Raw genomic sequence first — 20,977 nt, 5'->3', positions numbered from 1 at the left:
ACCCCGTTGCCCAGCCCCTACCGCGCCCTGTTCGCCGCTCCCGGCTCCAAGGGTTTCTCCGCTGCGGGCTTCCTCGGCCGGATGCCGCTGTCGATGATGGGCATCGGCGTGGTCACGATGGTCTCCCAGCTCACCGGGCGGTACGGGCTGGCCGGTGGCCTGTCGGCGACCATCGCGCTGGCCGCGGCCGTGGCCGGTCCGCAGGTCTCGCGTCTGGTGGACCAGTACGGGCAGCGGCGGGTGCTGCGCCCGGCCACGCTGATCTCGCTCGTGGCGGCCGCCCTCCTGCTGTTCGCCGCGCACTACGGCTGGCCGGACTGGGTGCTGTTCGTGGCCTGCGCCGGCATCGGCTGCGTGCCGAGCGTCGGCGCGATGATCCGGGCCCGCTGGGCGGCGCTGTACCGCGGGACCCCGCAGCTGCACACCGCGTACTCCTTCGAGTCCGTGGTGGACGAGGTGTGCTTCATCTTCGGGCCGATCATCTCCATCGGCCTGTCCACGGCCTGGTTCCCGGAGGCCGGACCGTTGCTGGCCGCCTGCTTCCTGGCCGTCGGCGTGTTCTGGCTGACCGCGCAGCGCGCCACCGAACCCGAGCCGCACCCGCGCGAGCGCAAGGGCGGCGGCAGCGCGCTGCGCGCGCCGGGCCTCCAGGTCCTGGTGGCCACCTTCGTCGCCACCGGCGCGATCTTCGGGGCGGTCGACGTCGTCACCGTGGCCTTCGCCGACGAGGAGGGCCACAAGGCCGCGGCGAGCGTCGTCCTCGCCGTGTACGCGGCGGGTTCCTGTGTGGCGGGCATGATCTTCGGGCTGCTGCACTTCGCCGGGGCGCCGGAACGACGGTGGCTGCTGGGCGTATGTGCCATGGCCGTGAGTATGATCCCCCTCCTACTGGTCGGAAACTTGCCGTTTCTGGCCGTGGCGCTGTTCGTTGCGGGTCTGTCCATCGCTCCCACGATGATCACGACCATGTCCCTCATCGAAGAGCACGTACCACGCGCGCAGCTCACCGAAGGCATGACCTGGGTGAGCACCGGGCTCGCGGTGGGGGTCGCACTCGGCTCCTCCGCGGCCGGCTGGGTGATCGACGCGGCCGGGGCGCGTGCGGGGTACGGGGTTCCGGCCGTGGCCGGGGCCGTCGCGGTCGCGGTGGGTTTCCTCGGTTTCCGCCGGCTCAAGCGGCCGGCACCGGGTCGGGGAGGCTCCGTTGAGCAGCACAGCGCACGGAAAGAACGGCACGTGGCGTAACTGGGGCCGCAACGTCTGCGCGCGACCGGCGCGCGAGGTCACTCCGGCATCCGTCGACGAACTGGCCGCCGCCGTGCGGCGGGCGGCCGAGGACGGCCTGAAGGTGAAGGCCGTCGGCACCGGACACTCCTTCACGTCCATAGCCGCGACGGACGGCGTGTTGATCCGCCCTCATCTGCTGACCGGCATCCGCGGCATCGACCGCGAGAACATGACGGTCACCGTGGAGGCCGGCACCCCGCTGAAAAGGCTCAACATCGCCCTCGCGCGCGAGGGCCTGTCGCTGACGAACATGGGCGACATCATGGAGCAGACGGTCTCCGGCGCCACCAGCACCGGCACGCACGGCACGGGCCGTGACTCCGCCTCGATCGCCGCCCAGATCAAGGGCCTGGAACTGGTCACGGCCGACGGCTCCGTCCTCACCTGTTCCGAGAAGGAGAACCCGGAGGTCTTCGCCGCCGCCCGGATCGGTCTGGGCGCGCTGGGCATCATCACCGCGATCACGTTCGCCGTCGAGCCGGTCTTCCTGCTCACGGCCCGCGAGGAGCCGATGCCGTTCGACAAGGTTCTCGCGGACTTCGAGGAACTCTGGGCCGAGAACGAGCACTTCGAGTTCTACTGGTTCCCGCACACCGGCAGCACCAACACCAAGCGCAACAACCGCAGCGCGGGCCCGGAGAAGCCGGTGCCGCAGCTCCAGAGCTGGTTCGAGGACGAGTTCCTCTCCAACGGCGTCTTCCAGGTGGCCAACTGGGTCGGCCGCGCGGTTCCCGCCACGATCCCCGCGATCGCCCAGATCTCCAGCAAGGCCCTGTCCGCGCGGACCTACACGGACATCCCCTACAAGGTCTTCACGTCCCCGCGCCGGGTGCGCTTCGTGGAGATGGAGTACGCCGTTCCGCGTGCGGCGGTGGTCGAGACGCTGCGCGAGCTGAAGGCGATGGTGGACCGCTCCGGCCTGCGGGTGAGCTTCCCCGTCGAGGTGCGCACCGCCCCCGCCGACGACATCACGCTGTCCACCGCCTCCGGCCGGGACACCGCGTACATCGCCGTCCACATGTTCCAGGGCACGCCCTACCAGCGGTACTTCACCGCCGCCGAGCGCATCTTCACCGCTCACGAGGGCCGTCCGCACTGGGGCAAGATCCACACGCGGGACGCCGAGTACTTCTCCGGGGTGTATCCGCGCTTCGGCGAGTTCACGGCGCTGCGGGATCGGCTCGACCCGGAACGCCGGTTCCAGAACGACTACTTGCGGAGGGTTCTGGGGGCGTAGGCGACGCACCGGGGACGGCGCTCCCGGCGACGACGTGAAGTTCCCCACGTTCAAGATCGAAAAACGGGGGCAAGTGACGGCCGAGTCCCCCCTCTTGCGAGAAGTCGGACGGCGCGCCAATCCACGCACGTGGCCCAAATGGAGTACTGTGGCGAGCCCTGGGTCCGGTCTCCCGTAAGGGTGTACGGGGCCTTTAAGGACCGCCGGGAGGGGGCTAGTTGCACAGGGTGACAGGGTTCGTCACTTAGCGTTGCGAATAGGTAACCGTGCCATAACGGCGATCCAGGGCCCGCGCCCGACACGCCGGGCAACTCGGCAAGGTTGTGGCAGGCTGCACCCGGGCAGGCCACACTCGACTAGCGGAAGCAGCGACGCACGTGACGTCGGCAGGCACCACCCGGGAGGTCCCCATGCCCGAACTGCGTGTCGTGGCCGTCTCGAATGACGGCACACGGCTGGTGCTGAAGGCTGCCGATTCTACGGAGTACACGCTTCCGATCGACGAACGCCTGCGCGCCGCCGTGCGTGGCGACCGTCCCCGTCTCGGCCAGATCGAGATCGAGGTGGAGAGCCACCTCCGCCCCCGCGACATCCAGGCACGTATACGTGCGGGCGCGACCGCGGAAGAGGTCGCGCAGATGGCAGGCATCCCCGTCGACCGGGTGCGCCGCTTCGAGGGCCCCGTGCTCGCCGAGCGTGCCTTCATGGCCGAGCGGGCCCGCAAGACCCCGGTCCGCCGCCCCGGCGAGAACTCCGGTCCGCCGCTGGGCGAGGCCGTGCAGGAGCGGCTGCTGCTGCGCGGCGCCGACAAGGACACCGTCCAGTGGGACTCGTGGCGCCGCGACGACGGCACCTGGGAAGTCCTGCTGGTCTACCGCGTCGCGGGCGAACCGCACTCGGCGAGCTGGACCTACGACCCGCCCCGGCGGCTCGTCCAGGCCGTCGACGACGAAGCCCGCTCCCTCATCGGCGAGTCCGACGACCTGGCCGCGCCCGAGCCCAGCTTCCCGTTCGTCCCCCGCATCGCGCGCCTGCCACGCGACAGGCCGCTGGACCGCCCCGAGCGGCCCAGTCTGCCCGCCCAGGCATCCGAACCGGCCGAGGAGACCACCGGTGAACGCGACTCGCTGACCAGCCTGCTGGAGGCGGTGCCCAGCTTCCGCGGCGACCTGGTGGTTCCCGAACTCCCCCCGGCGGAGCCCGAGGAGGAGACCGTCGTCGCCGAGGTCGAGGAGGAGGAGCCCCCGGCTCCCGCCGCCTCCGCCGGTGCCGGTTCCGCCTACGCGGACGTCCTCATGCCGCGGTCGGTGGGCAGCCACCGCGACCGGCTCATCGGCGCCACCGACCGCCAGGCCGAGGCGGACGGGGTGCGCCCGGGCCGCAGAGCGGCCGTGCCGAGCTGGGACGAGATCGTGTTCGGGACGCGGCGCAAGAAGCAGGAGTAGCCGAACCGGCTGTCGAGTTGACGGGGCCGCGCCTGCCGGGCGCGGCCCTCACCTCGTGTCAGGTCACTGCGGATCCGGCCCGACGGCGACCGGCCGGTCCGGGTCCGAGGACCACTCCGACCACGACCCCACGTACAGCTCGGCCGGGATGCCGGCGGCCGCCAGCGCCAGGACCTCGTGGGCCGCCGAGACCCCCGACCCGCAGTACACACCGACCCGTACGCCGTCGCCCACGCCGAGTTCCTTGAACCGCGTGCGCAGTTCACCGGCCGGCAGGAACCGCCCGTCGGCCCCGACGTTCTGTGTGGTGGGCGCCGACACCGCGCCCGGGATGTGCCCGGCCACCGGGTCGATCGGCTCCACCTCGCCCCGGTAGCGCTCCCCCGCCCGCGCGTCCAGCAGCACCCCGGACCGGGCCAGCGCGGCGGCGGCATCGGCGTCGAGCAACCCGGTCGCCCCCGGCTCGGGCACGAAGTCACCCTCCGCCGGAACCGTCACGGACGTCTCCAACGGCCCCTCCCAGGACGGCAACCCGCCGTCGAGGACCCGCACGTCCGGGTGACCCGTCCAGCGCAGCAGCCACCACGCCCTTGCCGCCGCCCAGCCCTGGCCGCCGTCGTAGACGACGACCGGTGTCCCGGACGACACGCCCGCCCGGCGCATCGCGGCACCGAAGTGCGCCAGGTCCGGCAGCGGATGGCGTCCGCCCGCGCCCGGCGCGGAGGCCAACTCCCGGTCCAGGTCTACGTAGACGGCCCCGGGCAGGTGCCCTGACTCGTACGCGGCCCGGCCGTCGAACGGCGGCTCGCCGGCCGCCTTCGCCGCGGTGAGCTGCCAGCGGACGTCGAGCAGGGCCGGCGGGTGGGCACCCGCGAGGTCCCTCGCGAGATCGGGTGCGGAGATGATGGCGTTCATGGCCCCCATCCTCGCGCACGGGGTGGCCGAGCCGTCCCCGCCCGGCTACTCTGCTCGGCCGGAGCGGGACGATCACGCGCCGTACGCGAACAAGCACATGCTGTACAGCTGAACGACACACGTCGACAAGCGCGCCGCAAGGGACAGGGGCCCGCACATCGGGCATTCTCCCGGACTGGGGACGCCCCACAGGGCTGCCCCGGCAGGGCTGCGGAGAGCACGGCCACCGCGAGGCCGAGAAGAGAGTGACGATGACCGACGCACGGGGACCCGCCGGGCCGAACGGTGACACATCCGCTCGGCACGCGCCCGGCACACCCTGCTGGGTGAGCCTGATGGTGCACAGCCCGGCCGCGACCGAGGAGTTCTACGGGGCGCTGTTCGGCTGGGAGTTCCAGCCTGGCCCGCAACAGCTCGGCCCGTATGTGCGCGCGCTGCTCGACGGGTGCGAGGTGGCCGGCCTCGGGCGGCTGCCTCCGGACCGCCATCTGCCCATCGCGTGGACGCCCTACTTCGCCTCTCAGGACGTGGATCTGACGGCCGAGACGGTGCGCAGCCGCGGCGGCACGATCGGAGTGGGCCCGCTCGACGCCGCCGACGCGGGCCGCCTCGCCATCGGCTCCGACCCCTCCGGCGCGATCTTCGGCATCTGGCAGGCCGCCGCGCATCTCGGCACCGCCGTCGCGGGCGTCCCCGGCACACCCGCCTGGAACGAACTGCTGACCTACGAGTCGGCGAGCGCCGCCAAGTTCTACCGCACGGTGTTCGGTTACGAGGAGGAGCCGGAGGTCTCCGCCGACTTCGACCACGTGACCCTGCACCTGGGCGGCGGACCCGTCGCCGGCATCCACGGCCTGGGGCACGCCCTGCCCCGGGACCGGGGGGCGCACTGGGTCACGTACTTCCAGGTCGCCGACGTGGACGACGCCCTGGACCAGCTCGTCCACCTGGGCGGGCACGTCATCGAGCCGGTGCACGACACCCCTCACGGGCGGGTGGCGCACGTGGCGGATCCGGAAGGGGCGCGGTTCGCGCTGCTGCAACGGCCGGGCTGACGGCCCGGCATGCCGCGGGTCAGGCGGATGTCACCGGCAGCACGTCCGGGGACAGGGCCGCCGCGCGAGCCGTCGCGGCGGTCATGCGGCGGCGGTGGTGACGGCGGCACAGCACCTCGTAGCCGATCTCGTCGGCGGAGTGGGTGACATCGCCGACGACGACCTGGGCCCCTTCGACGACCATCACCCCGCCTATGGTGCGGGCGTTGTGCGTGGCGCGGGCTCCGCACCAGCACAGCGCCTCCACCTGGAGCACCTCGACCCGGTCGGCCAGTTCCACCAGCCGCTGCGAGCCGGGGAACAGCTTGGAGCGGAAGTCGGTCGTGATGCCGAAGGCGTAGACGTCGAGGCTCAGGTCGTCGACCACCCGGGCCAGTTGGTCGATCTGCTCCGGGGCGAGGAATTGGGCCTCGTCGGCGATCACGTAGTCCGCGCGGCCGCCCTGCGAGAGGTGGTCGACGAGGTAGCCGTAGAGGTCCTGTCCGTCCCCGACCTCCACCGCGTCCGTGACCAGACCGAGACGGGAGGAGAGCTTGCCCTCGCCGGCGCGGTCGTCACGCGAGAAGATCATGCCCTGAAGGCCGCGCGCCGAGCGGTTGTGTTCGATCTGGAGAGCCAGCGTCGACTTCCCGCAGTCCATCGTTCCGCAGAAGAACACCAGCTCGGGCATGGGGAGATGAGCACCTTTCGGCGTGGGAGGTCGGGGCGGGGCTGTTTCAGGAGCGTACTTCGAGCAGGGGGACCAGCTGCTCGGCGGGGGTCATCGAACCGTGGTTGCCGACCATCGCCGACTCCTTCGGCTCCCGCTCGGAGGCGATGAGCAGGACGTCGTCGCGCGCTGCCGCGACCACGTCGCCGATCCGGCCGTAGACCCGTTCGTCGATGTGCGGGCCGAACCAGCCGGCCGCGATGGCCTCGTCGCGCGAGGCCACCCAGAACTGCTCGCCGAGCACCTCGCGCCAGCAGGTCAGCACGTCGTTCGCCGCGCCGGGCACCGCGTAGACGTGGCGGGCGCGGCCCTCGCCGCCGAGCAGGGCGACCCCGGCGCTCAGCTCCCAGTCCTCGTCGAAGTCGATGCGGTGCTGCTCGTCGAAGGGCACGTCGATCATGCCGTGGTCGGCGGTGACGTAGAGGGCGCTGCGCGGCGGCAGTTGCTCGGCCAGGCGCTGGACCAGGCGGTCGGCGTACATGAGCTGGCCGCGCCAGGCGTCGGAGTCGACCCCGAAGCGGTGCCCGGCGCCGTCGACCTCGGCGAAGTACGTGTAGATCAGGGAGCGGTCGCCCGCGGCCAGTTGCTCGGCCGCCAGGTCGACGCGGTCCTCGCCGGACAGCCGTCCGAGGAAGGTGCCTCCACTGAGCGCGACCTTGGTCAGCGGGGTGTTCTCGAAGGTCGGGGACGACACCTGCGCGGCGTGCACCCCGGCCGCGTGCGCCAGCTGGAAGACCGTGGGGTACGGCTGCCAGGGGCCGGGCGGGGTCCACGGCTGCCAGCGCAGCTGGTTCATCAGCTGGCCGGTGTCGGGGTTGCGCACGGTGTAGCCCGGCAGGCCGTGCGCGCCGGGCGGCAGGCCGGTGCCGACGGAGGCGAGCGAGGTCGCCGTGGTCGCCGGGTAGCCGGCGGTGAGCGGACGCCCGGTGCCTCCGCGGGAGGTGGCGAGCAGGGACGCCATGAAGGGGGCTTCGTCGGGATGCGCCCTGAGCTGCTCCCAGCCGAGGCCGTCGATCAGGAACACGCAGTTGCGGTCGGCCGGGGTCAGCTCGGTGATCGTGGCGCTCATGTCCGGTACGCCCAGACCGGCGGCCAGGGTGGGCAGGAGGTCGGCGAGCGATCCGCTGCCGTACTCGGGTACCGGTGCGGAGGCGACGGTGAGCGGTTCGGGGTGGTCGTCCCAGACCGTCTTGGGCTGTGCCATCAGCGGGTGACGTCCGCGGTCGCCTCGGAGAGGGCCTGTGCGAAGGCGAGCGCCTCGCGCACGGTCTCCGGTCCGTCGCCGGCCTCGCTGACGCGCAGGCTGAGGTCGTCCGCCGTGGAGTTGCCGGTGTAGCCGTGGTCCGCCTCGCAGTTGGGGTCGCCGCAGGCGGCCGGCTCCAGGTCGATGCGGGAGACGGCGCCCCAGCCGATGGTGAGGACGACCTCGCGGGGCAGGGTGCCCGGCTTGTAGGACTCGGGGTTGGCGACCACGCGGCTGACCACGATCGACGAGATGCGGCCGATCTTCACGGACTCGGTCGAGGTGGTGGCGTACGGAGTGGGGGAGGTGCTGTCGGCGGCCTGCTCGTCGGTGTGGCTGACGATGAAGCGGTTGTCCGTGAGGACGAGCACCGTCACGTGCCGCCGGACCTCGTTCTGGTCGAACGTCGTCTCCTGGTGGACCAGGTACGACCGGATGGGCTCGCCGCCCACGGCGGCCTCCACCGCCTCGGCCACGAGGGCCGGGTAGTAGCCGCTGCGCTCGATCGCCGCCCGCAGCCCCTGGGTCGTCGTACTGGTCTTGGCCATGACGCCCATCCTACGGGGGACCACTGAGTGCGAGGGACAGCTCGCCCCCTGTCAGTAGGCGGGGAGGGTCCGCGGGCCGAGGTCGTCACGGGCGGGCGGCGGCGCGAGGCGCACGGAGGCGCCGAGGACGCTCAGGCCCTGCGAGGCGACGACGACCGGCTCCAGGGTGACCGCGACGACCTCGGGGTGGTCGTCGACCAGCCGGGACACCCGCAGCAGCAGCTCCTCCAGGGCGCGGGTGTCGGCGGGTGCGGAGCCGCGCCATCCGAACAGCAGGGGGGCGGTGCGGATCGAACGGACCAGCGAGGTCGCCTCCCGGTCGGTGACCGGGATCAGCCGGTGCGCGGTGTCGCCGAGCAACTGCGAGGCGGCCCCGGCGAGCCCGAAGGAGAGCACGGCCCCGGCCGCGGGGTCGATGACGGCGCGTACGACGACGTCCACGCCGCGCGGCGCCATTCGCTGCACGACCGGCCGCAGCTCCTCCGGAGAGCCGAACAGTTCGGTCAATTCGGCGTACGCGCGGCGCAGTTGCTCCTCGTCCGCGAGGTCGAGCCGGACGCCGCCGAGGTCGGCGCGGTGCCTGAGGTGCGGGGCGGTGGCCTTGAGGGCCACGGGGTAGCCGAGGGCGCGGGCGGCTTCGACGGCCGCGTCGGGGGTCGGGGCGGGCAGGGCGCGGTGGACTCGGACGCCGTAGTGACCGAGGAGGTCGCAGGTCTCGTCCGTGCCGAGCGTGAGGCCCTGCCCGCGCGCGAGCAGGCCGTCGATCAGCGCGGCGGCGCCCTTCTCGTCGATGTCCTCGTACTCGGGCACCTTGCCGGGTTCGGCGGCGTCGCGCCGCCACTGCGCGTAGGCGACGGCCTGGCCGAGGGCGCGTACGGCGCGCTCGGCGGCGGGATAGGCGGGGATGAGGTGGGCGCCTTCGGGGGCCTCGGCGGCGGCCTGGGCCTCCGGGGCCGCAGGGCGTCGTCCGGCGGGTGCCGGGCGGGGGGCGTCGTCGGGGTCCGCTGCGGTCTGCGGGGCCGAGCGGGGGGCTTCGTCGGAGTTCCCGGCGGCCTGCGGGGCCCGACGGGGGGCCTCGTCGGAGTTCCCGGCGGCCCGCGGGTCCCGGCGAGGGGCCTCGTCGGAGTTCCCGGCGGCCCGCGGGTCCCGGCGAGGGGCCTCGTCGGAGTTCCCGGCGGCCCGCGGGTCCCGGCGGGGAGCCTCCTCGGGGTCCCCGGCGGCCCGCGGTGCCGGGCGTGCCGCTTCGTCGGGGTCCGCCGGGGCCTGCGGGGCCGGGCGGGGGGCGTCGGGGTCCGCCGCGGTCTGCGGGGCCGTGCTCGCCGCCGCCGACAGGGCCTCCGCCAGGCCGCCGAGCTCCACGTGGACGACCAGGACCGGCTTGGAGGGGGCCGCGGCCGCGGCCGAGCGCAGGGCCTGCGCGAGGGCGGCGTCACCGACCGAGCCCTCCCCCACCGACGGTATGGCGGTGACGACGACGGCGTCGCACCGGTCGTCGGCCAGCGCGCGGGACAGGGCCGCGTGGAAGTCCGCCGCTGAGGCGGCGGTGGTCAGGTCCTGCGGCGGATGCGGGCGCAGCCCCTCGGCCAGGCACGCGTCGTAGGTGAGCAGGCCGAGCGATTCGGAGTTGCCGAGGATCGCCACCCGGGGCCCGGCGGGCAGGGGCTGGCGGGCGAGCAGCAGGCCCGCGTCCACCAGCTCGGTGATGGTGTCGACCCTGATCACACCGGCCTGCCGCAGCAGCGCCGAGACGGTCGCGTGCGGCAGCCGGGTCGCCCGGACGGCGTGCCCCTGGGGGGCGGCGCCGTGCCGGGCGCCCTGGACGACGACCAGGGGCTTGGCGGCGGCGGTGCGGCGGGCGAGGCGGGTGAACTTGCGGGGGTTGCCGATGGACTCCAGGTACATGAGGACGACGTCGGTGTCGGGGTCCTCGTACCAGTACTGAAGGACGTCGTTGCCGGAGACGTCGGCGCGGTTGCCGGAGGAGACGAAGGTGGAGACTCCGGTCACGCCCGTGACACCGCCGCCGCGCCGGTGCAGCCGGGAGAGCAGGGCGATGCCGATGGCTCCGGACTGGGCGAACAGGCCGATCCGGCCCGGGCGCGGCACCTCGGGGGCGAGGGAGGCGTTGAGCCTCACCCGGGGGGAGGTGTTGATGATGCCGAAGGCGTTCGGCCCGATGATCCGCATGCCGTACGTGCGGGCCTGCCGGACGAGTGCGCGCTGGCGTTCGCGCCCCTCGGGGCCGCTCTCGGCGTACCCGGCGGAGACGACGACCAGCCCTTGGACGCCGTGCTCGCCGCACTCGGTGACGACCTCGGGGACGTGATCGGCCGGCACCGCGACGACGGCGAGGTCGACGGGGCCGTCGATGTCCCGGACCGAGCGGTGCGCGGGCACCCCGTCGAGCTCCTTGTGCCCCTCCGGCAGGGCCTTGTTCACCGCGTAGAGGCGGCCGCCGTAGCCGGCGTCCCGGATGTTGCCGAGGACGCTGCGGCCCACGCCGCCGGGTGTGCGACCGGCCCCGATGACGGCGACCGAGCCGGGTGCGAGCAGCCGCTGCACGGACCGCGCCTCGGCGCGGTGCTCGCGCGCGTACTGCACGGCCAGGGAGCGGTCGGTGGGTTCGAGGTCGAACTCCAGACGGACGACGCCGTCCTCGAAACTGCGCTTCTGGGTGTAGCCGGCGTCCGTGAACACCTTGATCATCTTGGTGTTGGCGGGCAGCACCTCGGCGGCGAAGCGGCGGATGCCGCGCTCGCGGGCGACGGCTCCGATGTGTTCCAGCAGGGCGGAGGCGACTCCGCGGCCCTGGTGGGCGTCCTGCACGAGGAAGGCGACCTCGGCCTCGTCGGCGGGTGCGGACGCGGGCGTTCCGTCGGCGCCGATCCGGTCGTAGCGTACGGTGGCGATGAACTCGCCGCCCACCGTGGCCGCGAGTCCCACCCGGTCCACAAAGTCGTGGTGCGTGAAGCGGTGGACGTCCTTGGCGGACAGGCGAGGGTACGGCGCGAAGAAGCGGTAGTACTTCGACTCGTCGGAGACCTGCTCGTAGAAGCTGACCAGGCGATCGGCGTCATCAACGGTGATGGGCCGGATGCGCGCGGTGCCCCCGTCGCGCAGCACCACGTCGGCTTCCCAGTGGGCGGGATACTCGTGCCGGTCCGGCGAGGTCTGCATGGGCCCCAGAGTACGGCTAGCGTCCGACAGCGGCGCGAGGCAGTCTGTGGAGGGCGTCAGTCGGGTCGAGGCCGCGATCCGACGGCACCCCGGGGCGGTCCGAGGACCGCTCCCGGTACGGCTTCACGGTATGGGAAACTGGTCTAGACAACCCTGAAAAGCGAAGGGCAGCAACACATGGCTGAGCGCCGCGTCAACGTCGGCTGGGCCGAGGGTCTCCACGCCCGTCCCGCCTCCATCTTCGTCCGAGCCGCCACGGCCGCAGGCGTCCCGGTGACGATCGCCAAGGCCGACGGCAAGCCCGTCAACGCGGCCTCCATGCTGGCCGTCCTCGGCCTCGGCGCACAGGGTGGCGAGGAGATCGTCCTCGCCTCCGACGCCGAGGGCGCGGACGCCGCCCTGGACCGGCTCGCGAAGCTGGTCTCCGAGGGTCTCGAGGAACTGCCCGAGACCGTCTGATCCCGAGCGCCCGATCGGGCGTACAGCGAAGGGCTCGTCCGAATTCACCGGGCGGGCCCTTCGCCATTTGCCGCCGGAATGGGGAACGAATTCAGGAATCCGGGCAGCTGAAAGAGACCCCCGGAAATTGACTGCTCTCTTTGTATACGGCTGCCGTGTTAATGCCGCAGGCTCGCCGTGTTTACGGGATGTTGCGAGTTCCTCACACGCTCGGCGCCTTCCCCGGCGGAGCCGGAGCGCAAGCGGTGCGCGCCCGCCGCGCGCTCGGTGTGCAGCGCCGTGACCGCCCGCGCGCGCTCGCCGTCGCCGCGCGCCACCGCGTCCACGATCGCGCCGTGCTCCGCCCAGGACTCCACCGGACTCAGCGGCGCGTCCACGGCGTACATCCAGGCGATCTTGTGGCGGAGCTGGGTGAGCATCGAGGTCAGCGCGGGACTCCCGGAGGCCTGGGCGAGCGTCTCGTGGAACCAGCCGCCCAAGGAACGCAGGTCGTCGCTGTTGCCCCGGCGGGCCCGCTCCTGGCCCAGCCTGACCAGCCCCCGCAGGACCTTCAGATGCCCCTCGGTGCGGCGCTGGGCGGCCCGTGCGGCGCCGAGCGGCTCCAGCAGCAGCCGCATCTCCAGCAGGTCGGCGGCCTCCTGCTCGGTGGGTTCGGCCACGCACGCGCCCGCGTGCCGCCGGGTCACCACGAAGCCCTCGGCCTCCAGGGTGCGCAGCGCCTCCCGCACGGGGACCCGCGAGACGCCGTAGCGGCGCGCGAGGAGTTCTTCGGTGAGCCGGCTGCCGCGCGCGTGGACACCGGCGACGATGTCGTCCCGGATGGCCGTGCACACCGAGTGCGCGGGAATACGCATGACCGACCTCCGCTTAATCCCCGTGAAACGCCGGCGAGCGGCGCGTGTTCCGTGACTCTATTGCAATGAGCCGGAATTTCCGACGGCAAGCGGGAATCCATGAATATTTTTTGGACACTCCGCCGCCGTGAACGCCGAAAGCCCCGGCTCGGGGAGCCGGGGCTTCGGGGAGAGCGACGAGGTGCCGGTCAGACGTTCACGCCGTGCGAGCGCAGGTAGGCGACCGGGTCGATGTCCGAGCCGTACTCGGGGCTCGTGCGGGCCTCGAAGTGCAGGTGCGGACCGGTGACGTTGCCGGTCGCGCCGGACAGGCCGATCTGCTGGCCCGGGGTGACCTGCTGGCCGACCGAGACGCCGATGGAGGACAGGTGGCCGTACTGCGTGTACGTCCCGTCGTGCATCTTGATCACGATCTGGTTGCCGTAGGAGCCGCCCCAGCCGGCCTCGACGACGGTGCCCGCGCCGACCGCGTGGACGGAGGTGCCGGTGGCGGCGTGGAAGTCGACGCCGGTGTGGCTGCCGGAGGACCACAGGCCGCTGCTCGCCTTGTAGCCGGTGGAGACGTACGAGCCGGAGATCGGGGCCACGAAGGCGTTGAGGCGCTTGCGCTCGGCCTCGCGGGCGGCGCGCTCCTTGGCCTCGCGGGCCTTCTCGGCGGCTTCCTTGGCCTCCTGGGCGGCCTCGGCGGCACGCTTGCGGGCGGCCTCCTCGGCCTTCTGCTTGGCGGCGGCCTCGTCGGCGGCCTGCTGCTGCGCGATGGCCTGGGCGTCGATCTGCTGGGCCACGGTGTCGCCCATGGTGACGACCGGGGTGAGACCCGTCTGCTCGGCGGTGGGCTCGGCGGCGAAGGCAGCGGGGGCCGCCACGGTGCCGATCACGCCGGTGGTGGCGAGGGCCGCGACGCCCGCCGCGCGGGCGGTGCCGCGCTGGATCCTGCTGGGACGACGGTGCTTGCCGGTGGCGCGAGTGAACGCCATGAAGTGGCTGGTCCTTTCCTTCCCTCTCGCCTACCGGGTTAGCTGACGGGTTCGGAGCAGGAAGGTCTCCTACGGACTCCCTCGCCACGGGCGCGGGCGTCCGATTCACCCCAGGGACTGCGATGGGTCCCCGGCTCCCCTGGCTCGCGCCGTACGGGGACTCGGCGATGACTGTCCGGTGCCGCGGGTGCGGCGCACTGCCTGACGAACAGCCCGGATGACGCTAAGCGGCGTCACTTTCAATTCCCAAATGAATCCCGGCTTTTGTAGCGCATCCCACAGGGCAGACAGGCAACCTCCGTATCAATTCGGGCATAAAGGGGCCCTGGTGCCTTCGAAGACGACCAGGGCCCCTGAGCGCGTGCCGCTACTCGGCGGCGACGACGGTGACTTCGCCGATGCCGAGGGCCTCGACGGGTGCCTTGATCTGCGCCGCGTCACCGACGAGAACGGTCACCAGACGGTCCACCGGGAAGGCGCTCACGGCCGCCGCGGTGGCCTCCACGGTGCCGGTGGCCGCGAGCTGCCGGTACAGGGTGGCCTGGTAGTCGTCGGGCAGGTGCTGCTCGACCTGGTCGGCCAGCGTGCTCGCGACGGCCGCCGCCGTCTCGTACTTCAGCGGCGCCACGCCGACCAGGTTCTGCACGGCGACGTCCCGCTCGGCGTCGGTCAGCCCCTCGGCGGAGAGGGTGCGCAGCACCGTCCAGAGGTCCTCCAGGGCGGGGCCGGTGTTGGGCGTGTCCACGGAACCGCTGATGGCGAGCATCGCGGCACCGGTGCCGTCCGGCGCGGACCTGAGGACCTGGCCGAACGCCCGCACGCCGTAGGTGTAGCCCTTCTCCTCGCGCAGGACGCGGTCCAGGCGGGAGGTGAGGGTGCCGCCCAGGCAGTACGTGCCGAGCACCTGCGCGGGCCACACGCGGTCGTGCCGGTCCGGGCCGACACGGCCGATCAGCAACTGCGTCTGGACGGCGCCCGGGCGGTCCACGATGACGACCCGGCCGGTGTCGTCGGCGGTCACCGGCGGCACCGGGCGCGGCTCGGCCGAGGAGCCCGTCCAGGCGCCCAGGGTCTCCCCGAGCAGGGCGTCGAGGTCGATGCCGGTCAGGTCGCCGACGACCACCACGGTGGCCGTGGCGGGGCGGACGTGCTTCTCGTAGAAGCCGCGCACGGCCGCGGAGTCGATCGTCGCGACCGTCTCCTCGGTGCCCTGCCGGGGCCGCGACATGCGCGAGCCCGCCGGGAACAGCTCCCTGGAGAGCTCCTTGGCGGCGCGGCGGGAGGGGTTGGCCAGCTCGTGCGGGATCTCGTCGAGGCGGTTGCGGACCAGCCGCTCGACCTCGCTGTCGGCGAACGCGGGCGCCCTCAGGGCGTCGGCGATCAGGTTCAGTCCCTTGGCGAGCCGGGAGGCGGGCACCTCCAGGCTGAGCCGGACGCCCGGGTGGTCGGCGTGGGCGTCGAGGGTGGCTCCGGCGCGCTCCAGCTCGGCGGCGAAGTCCTCGGCGGAGTGCTTGTCGGTGCCCTCGGAGAAGGCCCGGGCCATGATCGTGGCCACACCGTCGAGGCCGGCCGGCTCGGCGTCCAGGGGGGCGTCCAGCAGCACCTCCACCGCGACGACCTGCTGACCGGGGCGGTGGCAGCGCAGCACCGTCAGGCCGTTGCCGAGCGTGCCGCGCTCGGGGGCCGGGAAGGCCCAGGGGCGCGCCTCGCCCGCCTGCGGCCGGGGGTGGAAGTCCATCGTGGCGAGCTCGGTCACTTGGCCGCCTCCTCGTTCTCGTCGCCGGCCGCGGCTGCGGTGTCGTCGGTCTCGTCGGTCTCGTCGGCGACGGGCTCGTAGACGAGCACCGCGCGGTTGTCGGGGCGCAGGCGGGCCTTGGCGGCCTCCTGGACCTCCTCCGCCGTGATCTCCAGGACGCGGTTGACGGCGGTCAGGGCGAGCTGCGGGTCGCCGAACAGCACGGTGTACCGGCACAGTTCGTCGGCGCGGCCCGCGACCGTGCCGAGGCGGTCCAGCCACTCGCGCTCCAACTGGGCCTGGGCGCGCTCCATCTCCTCGGCCGTGGGGCCCTCCTCGGCGAACCGGGCGAGCTCCTCGTCGATGGCGCTCTCGATGACCGGGACCTCCACGTCACCGGACGTCTTCACGTCCAGCCACCCCAGGGAGGGCGCCCCGGCGAGCCGCAGCAGGCCGAATCCGGCCGCCACGGCCGTACGGTCGCGCCGCACCAGGCGGTTGTAGAGGCGGGAGGACTCGCCGCCGCCGAGGACGGTGAGGGCCAGGTCGGCCGCGTCGCATTCGCGCGTGCCGTCGTGCGGCAGCCGGTAGGCGGCCATCAGCGCACGCGCGGGGACGTCCTCCTCGACGACCTCGCGCAGCTGCTCGCCGATGATCTCCGGCAGCGAGCCGTCGCGCGGGGCGGGCTTGCCGTCGTGGCCGGGGATGGAGCCGAAGTACTTCTCGACCCAGGCCAGCGTCTGCTCCGGGTCGATGTCGCCGACCACGGACAGCACGGCGTTGTTCGGCGCGTAGTACGTGCGGAAGAACGCGCGCGCGTCCTCCAGCGTCGCCGCGTCCAGGTCGGCCATCGAGCCGATCGGGGTGTGGTGGTAGGGGTGGCCCTCCGGATAGGCGAGGGCGGTCAGCTTCTCGAAGGCCGTGCCGTAGGGGACGTTGTCATAGCGCTGGCGGCGCTCGTTCTTGACGACGTCCCGCTGGTTCTCCATCGACTCGTCGTCGAGCGCGGTCAGCAGGGAGCCCATCCGGTCGGCCTCCAGCCAGAGGGCGAGCTCCAGCTGGTGGGCGGGCATGGTCTCGAAGTAGTTGGTCCGCTCGAAGCTGGTCGTGCCGTTCAGCGAACCGCCCGCGCCCTGGACCAGCTCGAAGTGGCCGTTGCCCTTGACCTGGGCGGATCCCTGGAACATCAAGTGCTCGAAAAGGTGAGCCAGGCCGGTACGCCCCTTGACTTCGTGGCGTGAGCCGACGTCGTACCAGAGGCACACCGCCGCGACCGGGGTCAGGTGGTCCTCAGAGAGCACCACGCGCAGGCCGTTGGCCAGGCGGTGCTCGGTCGCTGTCAGGCCCCCGGAGCCTGCCTGGGCTGTGGCCGTGTGACCCATGGGCATGTACGTCCCTTCGCTCGCTGAGCGGTTGTTCAGACCGCGGATTCCTGCCGGTCCTGCCACTGTATGCAAGCGCGCGAAGCCCTGGTGAAGTTCCCGGGGACGACCTCGGTCCGCGTGCGCAGGCGCCGCTTGCCCCGGGCCCTGGTCCCGCTTGTCAGTGCGGCGGTCCACAATGGTCCGCGTCAGATCTGGATCGCAGCAGCAAGGAGCCGGCAGCGATGGCCCGCCGCAGCACGAAGACCCCGCCGCCCGACGACTCGTACGAGGAGCGGATCCTCGACATCGACGTCGTCGACGAGATGCAGGGCTCCTTCCTCGAGTACGCGTACTCGGTCATCTACTCCCGCGCCCTGCCGGACGCCCGCGACGGCCTCAAGCCGGTGCACCGGCGCATCGTCTACCAGATGAACGAGATGGGCCTGCGCCCCGAGCGCGGATACGTCAAGTGCGCCCGCGTCGTCGGCGAGGTGATGGGCAAGCTGCACCCGCACGGCGACGCGTCGATCTACGACGCCCTCGTGCGCATGGCCCAGCCCTTCTCGATGCGGGTTCCCCTGGTCGACGGCCACGGCAACTTCGGCTCGCTGGGCAACGACGACCCGCCGGCCGCCATGCGGTACACCGAGTGCCGGATGGCCGAGGCGACGAGCCTGATGACGGAGTCGATCGACGAGGACACCGTCGACTTCAACCCCAACTACGACGGCCAGGAGCAGGAACCGGTGGCCCTGCCCGCCGCCTTCCCGAACCTCCTGGTCAACGGCGCCTCGGGCATCGCGGTCGGCATGGCCACGAACATGCCGCCGCACAACCTGCGCGAGGTCATCGCCGCCGCCCGGCATCTGATCAGGTACCCGAACGCGGATCTCGACGCCCTGATGAAGCACGTCCCGGGCCCCGACCTGCCCACGGGCGGCCGCATCGTCGGCCTGACCGGCATCCGGGACGCCTACGAGTCCGGCCGGGGCACGTTCAAGATCCGGGCGACGGTGTCGGTGGAGCCCGTGACGGCCCGCCGCAAGGGCCTCGTCGTCACGGAGCTGCCCTTCACGGTCGGCCCCGAGAAGGTCATCGCCAAGATCAAGGACCTGGTCGGCTCCAAGAAGCTCCAGGGCATCGCCGACGTCAAGGACCTCACCGACCGCGAGCACGGCCTGCGCCTGGTCATCGAGATCAAGAACGGCTTCGTGCCCGAGGCGGTGCTGGAGCAGCTCTACAAGCTGACGCCGATGGAGGAGTCCTTCGGCATCAACAACGTCGCGCTGGTCGACGGGCAGCCGCTCACGCTGGGGCTGAAGGAGCTCCTGGAGGTCTACCTCGACCACCGCTTCAACGTGGTGCGGCGGCGTTCGGAGTTCCGCCGCGGCAAGAAGCGCGACCGGCTGCACCTGGTCGAGGGTCTGCTGACGGCCCTGCTGGACATCGACGAGGTCATCCGCCTGATCCGCTCCAGCGAGAACTCCGCGCAGGCCAAGCAGCGCCTGATGGAGCAGTTCTCGCTGAGCGAGGTGCAGACGCAGTACATCCTCGACACGCCGCTGCGCCGCCTCACCAAGTACGACCGCATCGAGCTGGAGTCGGAGAAGGACCGGCTCAACGCGGAGATCGAGGAGCTGACCCGGATCCTCGACTCGGACACGGAGCTGCGCAAGCTGGTCTCCTCCGAACTGGCCCATGTCGCCAAGAAGTTCGGCACCGACCGGCGTACGGTCCTGCTGGAGTCGGGCGGCGCCCCGGTCGCGGCCGTGCCGCTCCAGGTGGCCGACGACCCGTGCCGGGTGCTGCTGTCCTCCACGGGTCTGCTGGCCCGTACGGCGAACGGCGAGCCCTTCGCGGAGGACGCGGGTGCCAAGCGCGTGAAGCACGACGTGATCGTCTCGGCGGTCCCGGCCACCGCCCGCGGCGAGGTGGGCGTGGTCACCTCCGCAGGCCGGCTGCTGCGGGTGAACGTGGTCGACCTGCCCCAGCTCCCGGAGTCGCTGTCGGCGCCGAACCTGGCGGGAGGCGCCCCGCTGGCGGAGTTCGTCTCCCTGGAGGACGACGAGACGGTGGTCTGCCTGACCACGCTCGACGAGTCCTCGCCGGGGCTGGCGCTCGGCACGGCGCAGGGCGTCGTCAAGCGCGTGGTGCCCGACTATCCGGCCAACAAGGAAGAGCTCGAGGTGATCACCCTCAAGGAGGGCGACCGGATCGTCGGCGCGGTCGAGCTGCGCACCGGCGAGGAGGACCTGGTCTTCATCACCGACGACGCGCAGTTGCTGCGTTTCCAGGCGTCCCAGGTCCGCCCGCAGGGCCGTCCGGCCGGCGGTGTGGCGGGCATCAAGCTCGCCGACGGCGCGAAGGTCATCTCCTTCACGGCGGTGGACCCGGCCGTGGACGCCGTCGTCTTCACGGTCGCCGGTTCCCGGGGCACGCTGGACGACTCCGTCCAGACCACGGCCAAGCTGACGCCGTTCGACCAGTACCCGCGCAAGGGCCGCGCCACCGGCGGCGTCCGCTGCCAGCGGTTCCTGAAGGGCGAGGACTGCCTGTCCCTGGCCTGGGCGGGCCCGGTCCCGGCCCTCGCCGCGCAGAAGAACGGCACCCCGGCCGAGCTCCCGGACATCGACCCGCGCCGCGACGGCTCGGGTGTGTCCCTGCCCAAGACGGTGTCGGTGGTGGCCGGACCGGTCTAGGCCGGGTCCGTGCCGTCCCCCTCGGGGTCGCGTACGTACCGCAGGACGCCCCACATGCCGTGCTCGTCGGCGTGTGGGGCCTCGCTCCCGCACGCCTCGAGCTCCTTTTCGAGGGCGGCGGCGTCGATCCCGGAGCCGATGAGGACCAGCTGGGTGAGGCGTTCGTCCCCGGCCGGCCAGGGCTCCGGGTAGAAGCGCAGGAACCGTCCGACGGCGTGGACGGCGTAGCGGTTGCGGACGTCGTGGGGCCCGAAGTCGATATAGCCCTTGATCCGGTAGAGCCCCTCGGGCCGGCTGTCCAGGAACGTCATCAGGCGGCGCGGGTCGAGGGGGGCCGGGGAGACGAAGGACAGGCTGTCGTAGGCGGCGTGCAGGTGACCGGCGTGGTCGTGCGGGTCGCCGCCGGGGGCGTCGGGGTGGCCGTCTTGGTGGAGGTCGTCGAAGGACAGCTGCCCGATGCGCTCCTCGCTCGGCCGGCAGTCGAAGAGGAACTCGGGGTCGATCCGGCCGTAGTGGGCGGGGACGACGGCGGCGCGGTCGACGAGGGACCGGACCAGCCCGAGGACGCGGTCGCCGTCCGCCGCCCGGTCGAGCTTGTTGACCACGACGAGGTCGGCCAGCGCGAGATGCCGGTCGATCTCGGGGTGCCTGGCCCGGGTGGCGTCGAACTCGGCGGCGTCGACGACCTCGACGAGCCCGCCGTACACCACGCCGGGATGCTCGCTGGCGAGCAGCATCCGCACGAGTTCCTGCGGTTCGGCCAGACCGCTGGCCTCGATGACGATGACGTCGATGCCGAGGGAGGGCTCGGCGAGCCGCTCCAGGTACTGGTCCAGTTCGCTCGCGTCGACGGCGCAGCACAGGCAGCCGTTGCCGAGGGAGACCGTCGAGTCGCCGAGCGCTCCCGCCACCGCCATCGCGTCGATCTCGATCGCCCCGAAGTCGTTGACGATCACGCCGATCCGGCTGCCTCCGCTGCGGTGCAGGAGGTGATTGAGCAGGGTGGTCTTCCCCGAGCCCAGAAAGCCCGCCAGGACGACGACCGGGATCTGCTGCGGTTGCGGACTCGGCTGGCTCACCGTTCGACCTCTCTCGCGCCGACGCGTGCACCGGCTCGCGTTCCCGGCACACGTGGGGATGGGGATGCCGCCCCAGGATACGAGCTGTGCGATCAAGGCCACGGCGGACGACGGCCGGTCCGGATCACCGGCAGACCACTGCCGGAGTAGCGCGGGGCGGGGCCGGAAGTCACTCCGGGCGAAGTCAGGTTAGG

The 20,977-nt window shown here is 72.4% G+C and carries 16 protein-coding genes and 1 riboswitch; of the genes, 6 read left to right on the top strand and 10 right to left on the bottom strand.

The genetic code is table 11. The features are described 5' to 3' along the window. Positions 1–6 precede the first annotated feature (6 nt). From AB0I06_RS28815 to sepH, 3 genes are all read left to right on the top strand, one after another. Positions 7–1,245, top strand: a complete 1,239-nt coding sequence (locus AB0I06_RS28815) for an MFS transporter (RefSeq protein ID WP_363121751.1) — start codon at positions 7–9, stop codon at positions 1,243–1,245. Next, the gene (locus AB0I06_RS28810) at positions 1,205–2,524 is read left to right on the top strand and encodes a D-arabinono-1,4-lactone oxidase (RefSeq protein ID WP_363121750.1); all 1,320 of its coding nucleotides are present in this window, start codon (positions 1,205–1,207) and stop codon (positions 2,522–2,524) included. Before AB0I06_RS28815 ends, AB0I06_RS28810 begins: the two co-directional genes overlap by 41 nt. Positions 2,525–2,934: 410 nt before the next feature. Further along, the gene (gene sepH, locus AB0I06_RS28805) at positions 2,935–3,969 is read left to right on the top strand and encodes a septation protein SepH (RefSeq protein ID WP_363121749.1); all 1,035 of its coding nucleotides are present in this window, start codon (positions 2,935–2,937) and stop codon (positions 3,967–3,969) included. A gap of 63 nt (positions 3,970–4,032) precedes the next feature. Here sepH and AB0I06_RS28800 read toward each other — a convergent pair whose 3' ends face one another. Then, positions 4,033–4,884 (bottom strand): sulfurtransferase, encoded by an 852-nt coding sequence (locus AB0I06_RS28800; RefSeq protein WP_363121748.1) that lies wholly within the window; start codon positions 4,882–4,884, stop codon positions 4,033–4,035. Positions 4,885–5,135: 251 nt separating this feature from the next. On the opposite strand from AB0I06_RS28800, the gene AB0I06_RS28795 reads away from it, so the two are divergent. Further along, positions 5,136–5,939 (top strand): VOC family protein, encoded by an 804-nt coding sequence (locus AB0I06_RS28795; protein ID WP_363121747.1) that lies wholly within the window; start codon positions 5,136–5,138, stop codon positions 5,937–5,939. Positions 5,940–5,958: 19 nt separating this feature from the next. Here AB0I06_RS28795 and AB0I06_RS28790 read toward each other — a convergent pair whose 3' ends face one another. From AB0I06_RS28790 to AB0I06_RS28775, 4 genes are read right to left on the bottom strand one after another with little or no spacing between them, the layout of a single operon-like run. Next, the gene (locus AB0I06_RS28790; RefSeq protein ID WP_363121746.1) at positions 5,959–6,609 is read right to left on the bottom strand and encodes a thymidine kinase; all 651 of its coding nucleotides are present in this window, start codon (positions 6,607–6,609) and stop codon (positions 5,959–5,961) included. Between the two features lie 46 nt (positions 6,610–6,655). Beyond that, entirely contained in the window at positions 6,656–7,852 is a 1,197-nt protein-coding gene (locus tag AB0I06_RS28785) for a nucleotide pyrophosphatase/phosphodiesterase family protein (protein ID WP_363121745.1), read from the bottom strand. Next, positions 7,852–8,448: a DUF5998 family protein gene (locus AB0I06_RS28780; RefSeq protein ID WP_363121744.1), complete on the bottom strand. Its 597-nt coding sequence runs from the start codon at positions 8,446–8,448 to the stop codon at positions 7,852–7,854. Before AB0I06_RS28780 ends, AB0I06_RS28785 begins: the two co-directional genes overlap by 1 nt. 42 nt (positions 8,449–8,490) lie before the next feature. Beyond that, entirely contained in the window at positions 8,491–11,616 is a 3,126-nt protein-coding gene (locus AB0I06_RS28775) for a GNAT family N-acetyltransferase (RefSeq protein ID WP_363121743.1), read from the bottom strand. A 177-nt stretch (positions 11,617–11,793) separates the two neighbouring features. On the opposite strand from AB0I06_RS28775, the gene AB0I06_RS28770 reads away from it, so the two are divergent. Further along, on the top strand, positions 11,794–12,075 hold the full coding sequence (locus tag AB0I06_RS28770) for an HPr family phosphocarrier protein (RefSeq protein WP_033308341.1): 282 nt from the start codon (positions 11,794–11,796) through the stop codon (positions 12,073–12,075). Between the two features lie 158 nt (positions 12,076–12,233). Here the strand turns inward: AB0I06_RS28770 and AB0I06_RS28765 are convergent, their stop codons facing one another. From AB0I06_RS28765 to AB0I06_RS28750, 4 genes are all read right to left on the bottom strand, one after another. Next, entirely contained in the window at positions 12,234–12,929 is a 696-nt protein-coding gene (locus tag AB0I06_RS28765; RefSeq protein WP_363121742.1) for a GntR family transcriptional regulator, read from the bottom strand. Positions 12,930–13,117: 188 nt separating this feature from the next. Continuing rightward, positions 13,118–13,906 carry a M23 family metallopeptidase gene (locus AB0I06_RS28760; RefSeq protein ID WP_363121741.1) on the bottom strand — a complete coding sequence of 263 codons (789 nt, stop codon included), beginning with the start codon at positions 13,904–13,906 and terminating at the stop codon, positions 13,118–13,120. A 12-nt stretch (positions 13,907–13,918) separates the two neighbouring features. After that, positions 13,919–14,083: riboswitch (cyclic di-AMP (ydaO/yuaA leader) on the bottom strand. A 190-nt stretch (positions 14,084–14,273) separates the two neighbouring features. Further along, the gene (locus AB0I06_RS28755; protein ID WP_363121740.1) at positions 14,274–15,662 is read right to left on the bottom strand and encodes a pitrilysin family protein; all 1,389 of its coding nucleotides are present in this window, start codon (positions 15,660–15,662) and stop codon (positions 14,274–14,276) included. Then, a complete protein-coding gene (locus tag AB0I06_RS28750) occupies positions 15,659–17,023 on the bottom strand; it encodes a pitrilysin family protein (RefSeq protein ID WP_363121777.1) in 1,365 nt (454 codons plus the stop codon). The genes AB0I06_RS28755 and AB0I06_RS28750 overlap by 4 nt, the downstream gene beginning before the upstream one ends. A 224-nt stretch (positions 17,024–17,247) precedes the next feature. Between AB0I06_RS28750 and AB0I06_RS28745 the strand changes: the two genes are divergently transcribed. Next, positions 17,248–19,704, top strand: coding sequence for a DNA topoisomerase IV subunit A (locus AB0I06_RS28745; RefSeq protein WP_363121739.1), 2,457 nt, complete (start codon positions 17,248–17,250; stop codon positions 19,702–19,704). Here AB0I06_RS28745 and AB0I06_RS28740 read toward each other — a convergent pair. Continuing rightward, positions 19,701–20,783 (bottom strand): GTP-binding protein, encoded by a 1,083-nt coding sequence (locus AB0I06_RS28740; RefSeq protein ID WP_363121738.1) that lies wholly within the window; start codon positions 20,781–20,783, stop codon positions 19,701–19,703. The two genes, AB0I06_RS28745 and AB0I06_RS28740, sit on opposite strands and share 4 nt — an antisense overlap. Positions 20,784–20,977 lie beyond the last annotated feature (194 nt).

It is taken from the genome of Streptomyces sp. NPDC050674 (assembly GCF_040654575.1).
GTDB lineage: Bacteria > Actinomycetota > Actinomycetes > Streptomycetales > Streptomycetaceae > Streptomyces.
The sequence above is the reverse complement of the archived record's forward strand: the minus strand, read 5'-3'. Positions and strand labels throughout refer to the sequence as shown.

Excerpts from the sequence above, each read along its gene's own strand:
- AB0I06_RS28770 (WP_033308341.1), top strand. The coding sequence starts at position 11,794 with ATGGCTGAGCGCCGCGTCAACGTCGGCTGGGCCGAGGGTCTCCACGCC.
- AB0I06_RS28765 (WP_363121742.1), bottom strand. The coding sequence starts at position 12,929 with ATGCGTATTCCCGCGCACTCGGTGTGCACGGCCATCCGGGACGACATC.
- AB0I06_RS28795 (WP_363121747.1), top strand. The coding sequence starts at position 5,136 with ATGACCGACGCACGGGGACCCGCCGGGCCGAACGGTGACACATCCGCT.
- AB0I06_RS28750 (WP_363121777.1), bottom strand. The coding sequence starts at position 17,023 with ATGGGTCACACGGCCACAGCCCAGGCAGGCTCCGGGGGCCTGACAGCG.
- AB0I06_RS28800 (WP_363121748.1), bottom strand. The coding sequence starts at position 4,884 with ATGAACGCCATCATCTCCGCACCCGATCTCGCGAGGGACCTCGCGGGT.
- sepH (WP_363121749.1), top strand. The coding sequence starts at position 2,935 with ATGCCCGAACTGCGTGTCGTGGCCGTCTCGAATGACGGCACACGGCTG.
- AB0I06_RS28790 (WP_363121746.1), bottom strand. The coding sequence starts at position 6,609 with ATGCCCGAGCTGGTGTTCTTCTGCGGAACGATGGACTGCGGGAAGTCG.
- AB0I06_RS28785 (WP_363121745.1), bottom strand. The coding sequence starts at position 7,852 with ATGGCACAGCCCAAGACGGTCTGGGACGACCACCCCGAACCGCTCACC.
- AB0I06_RS28760 (WP_363121741.1), bottom strand. The coding sequence starts at position 13,906 with ATGGCGTTCACTCGCGCCACCGGCAAGCACCGTCGTCCCAGCAGGATC.
- AB0I06_RS28780 (WP_363121744.1), bottom strand. The coding sequence starts at position 8,448 with ATGGGCGTCATGGCCAAGACCAGTACGACGACCCAGGGGCTGCGGGCG.
- AB0I06_RS28775 (WP_363121743.1), bottom strand. The coding sequence starts at position 11,616 with ATGCAGACCTCGCCGGACCGGCACGAGTATCCCGCCCACTGGGAAGCC.
- AB0I06_RS28745 (WP_363121739.1), top strand. The coding sequence starts at position 17,248 with ATGGCCCGCCGCAGCACGAAGACCCCGCCGCCCGACGACTCGTACGAG.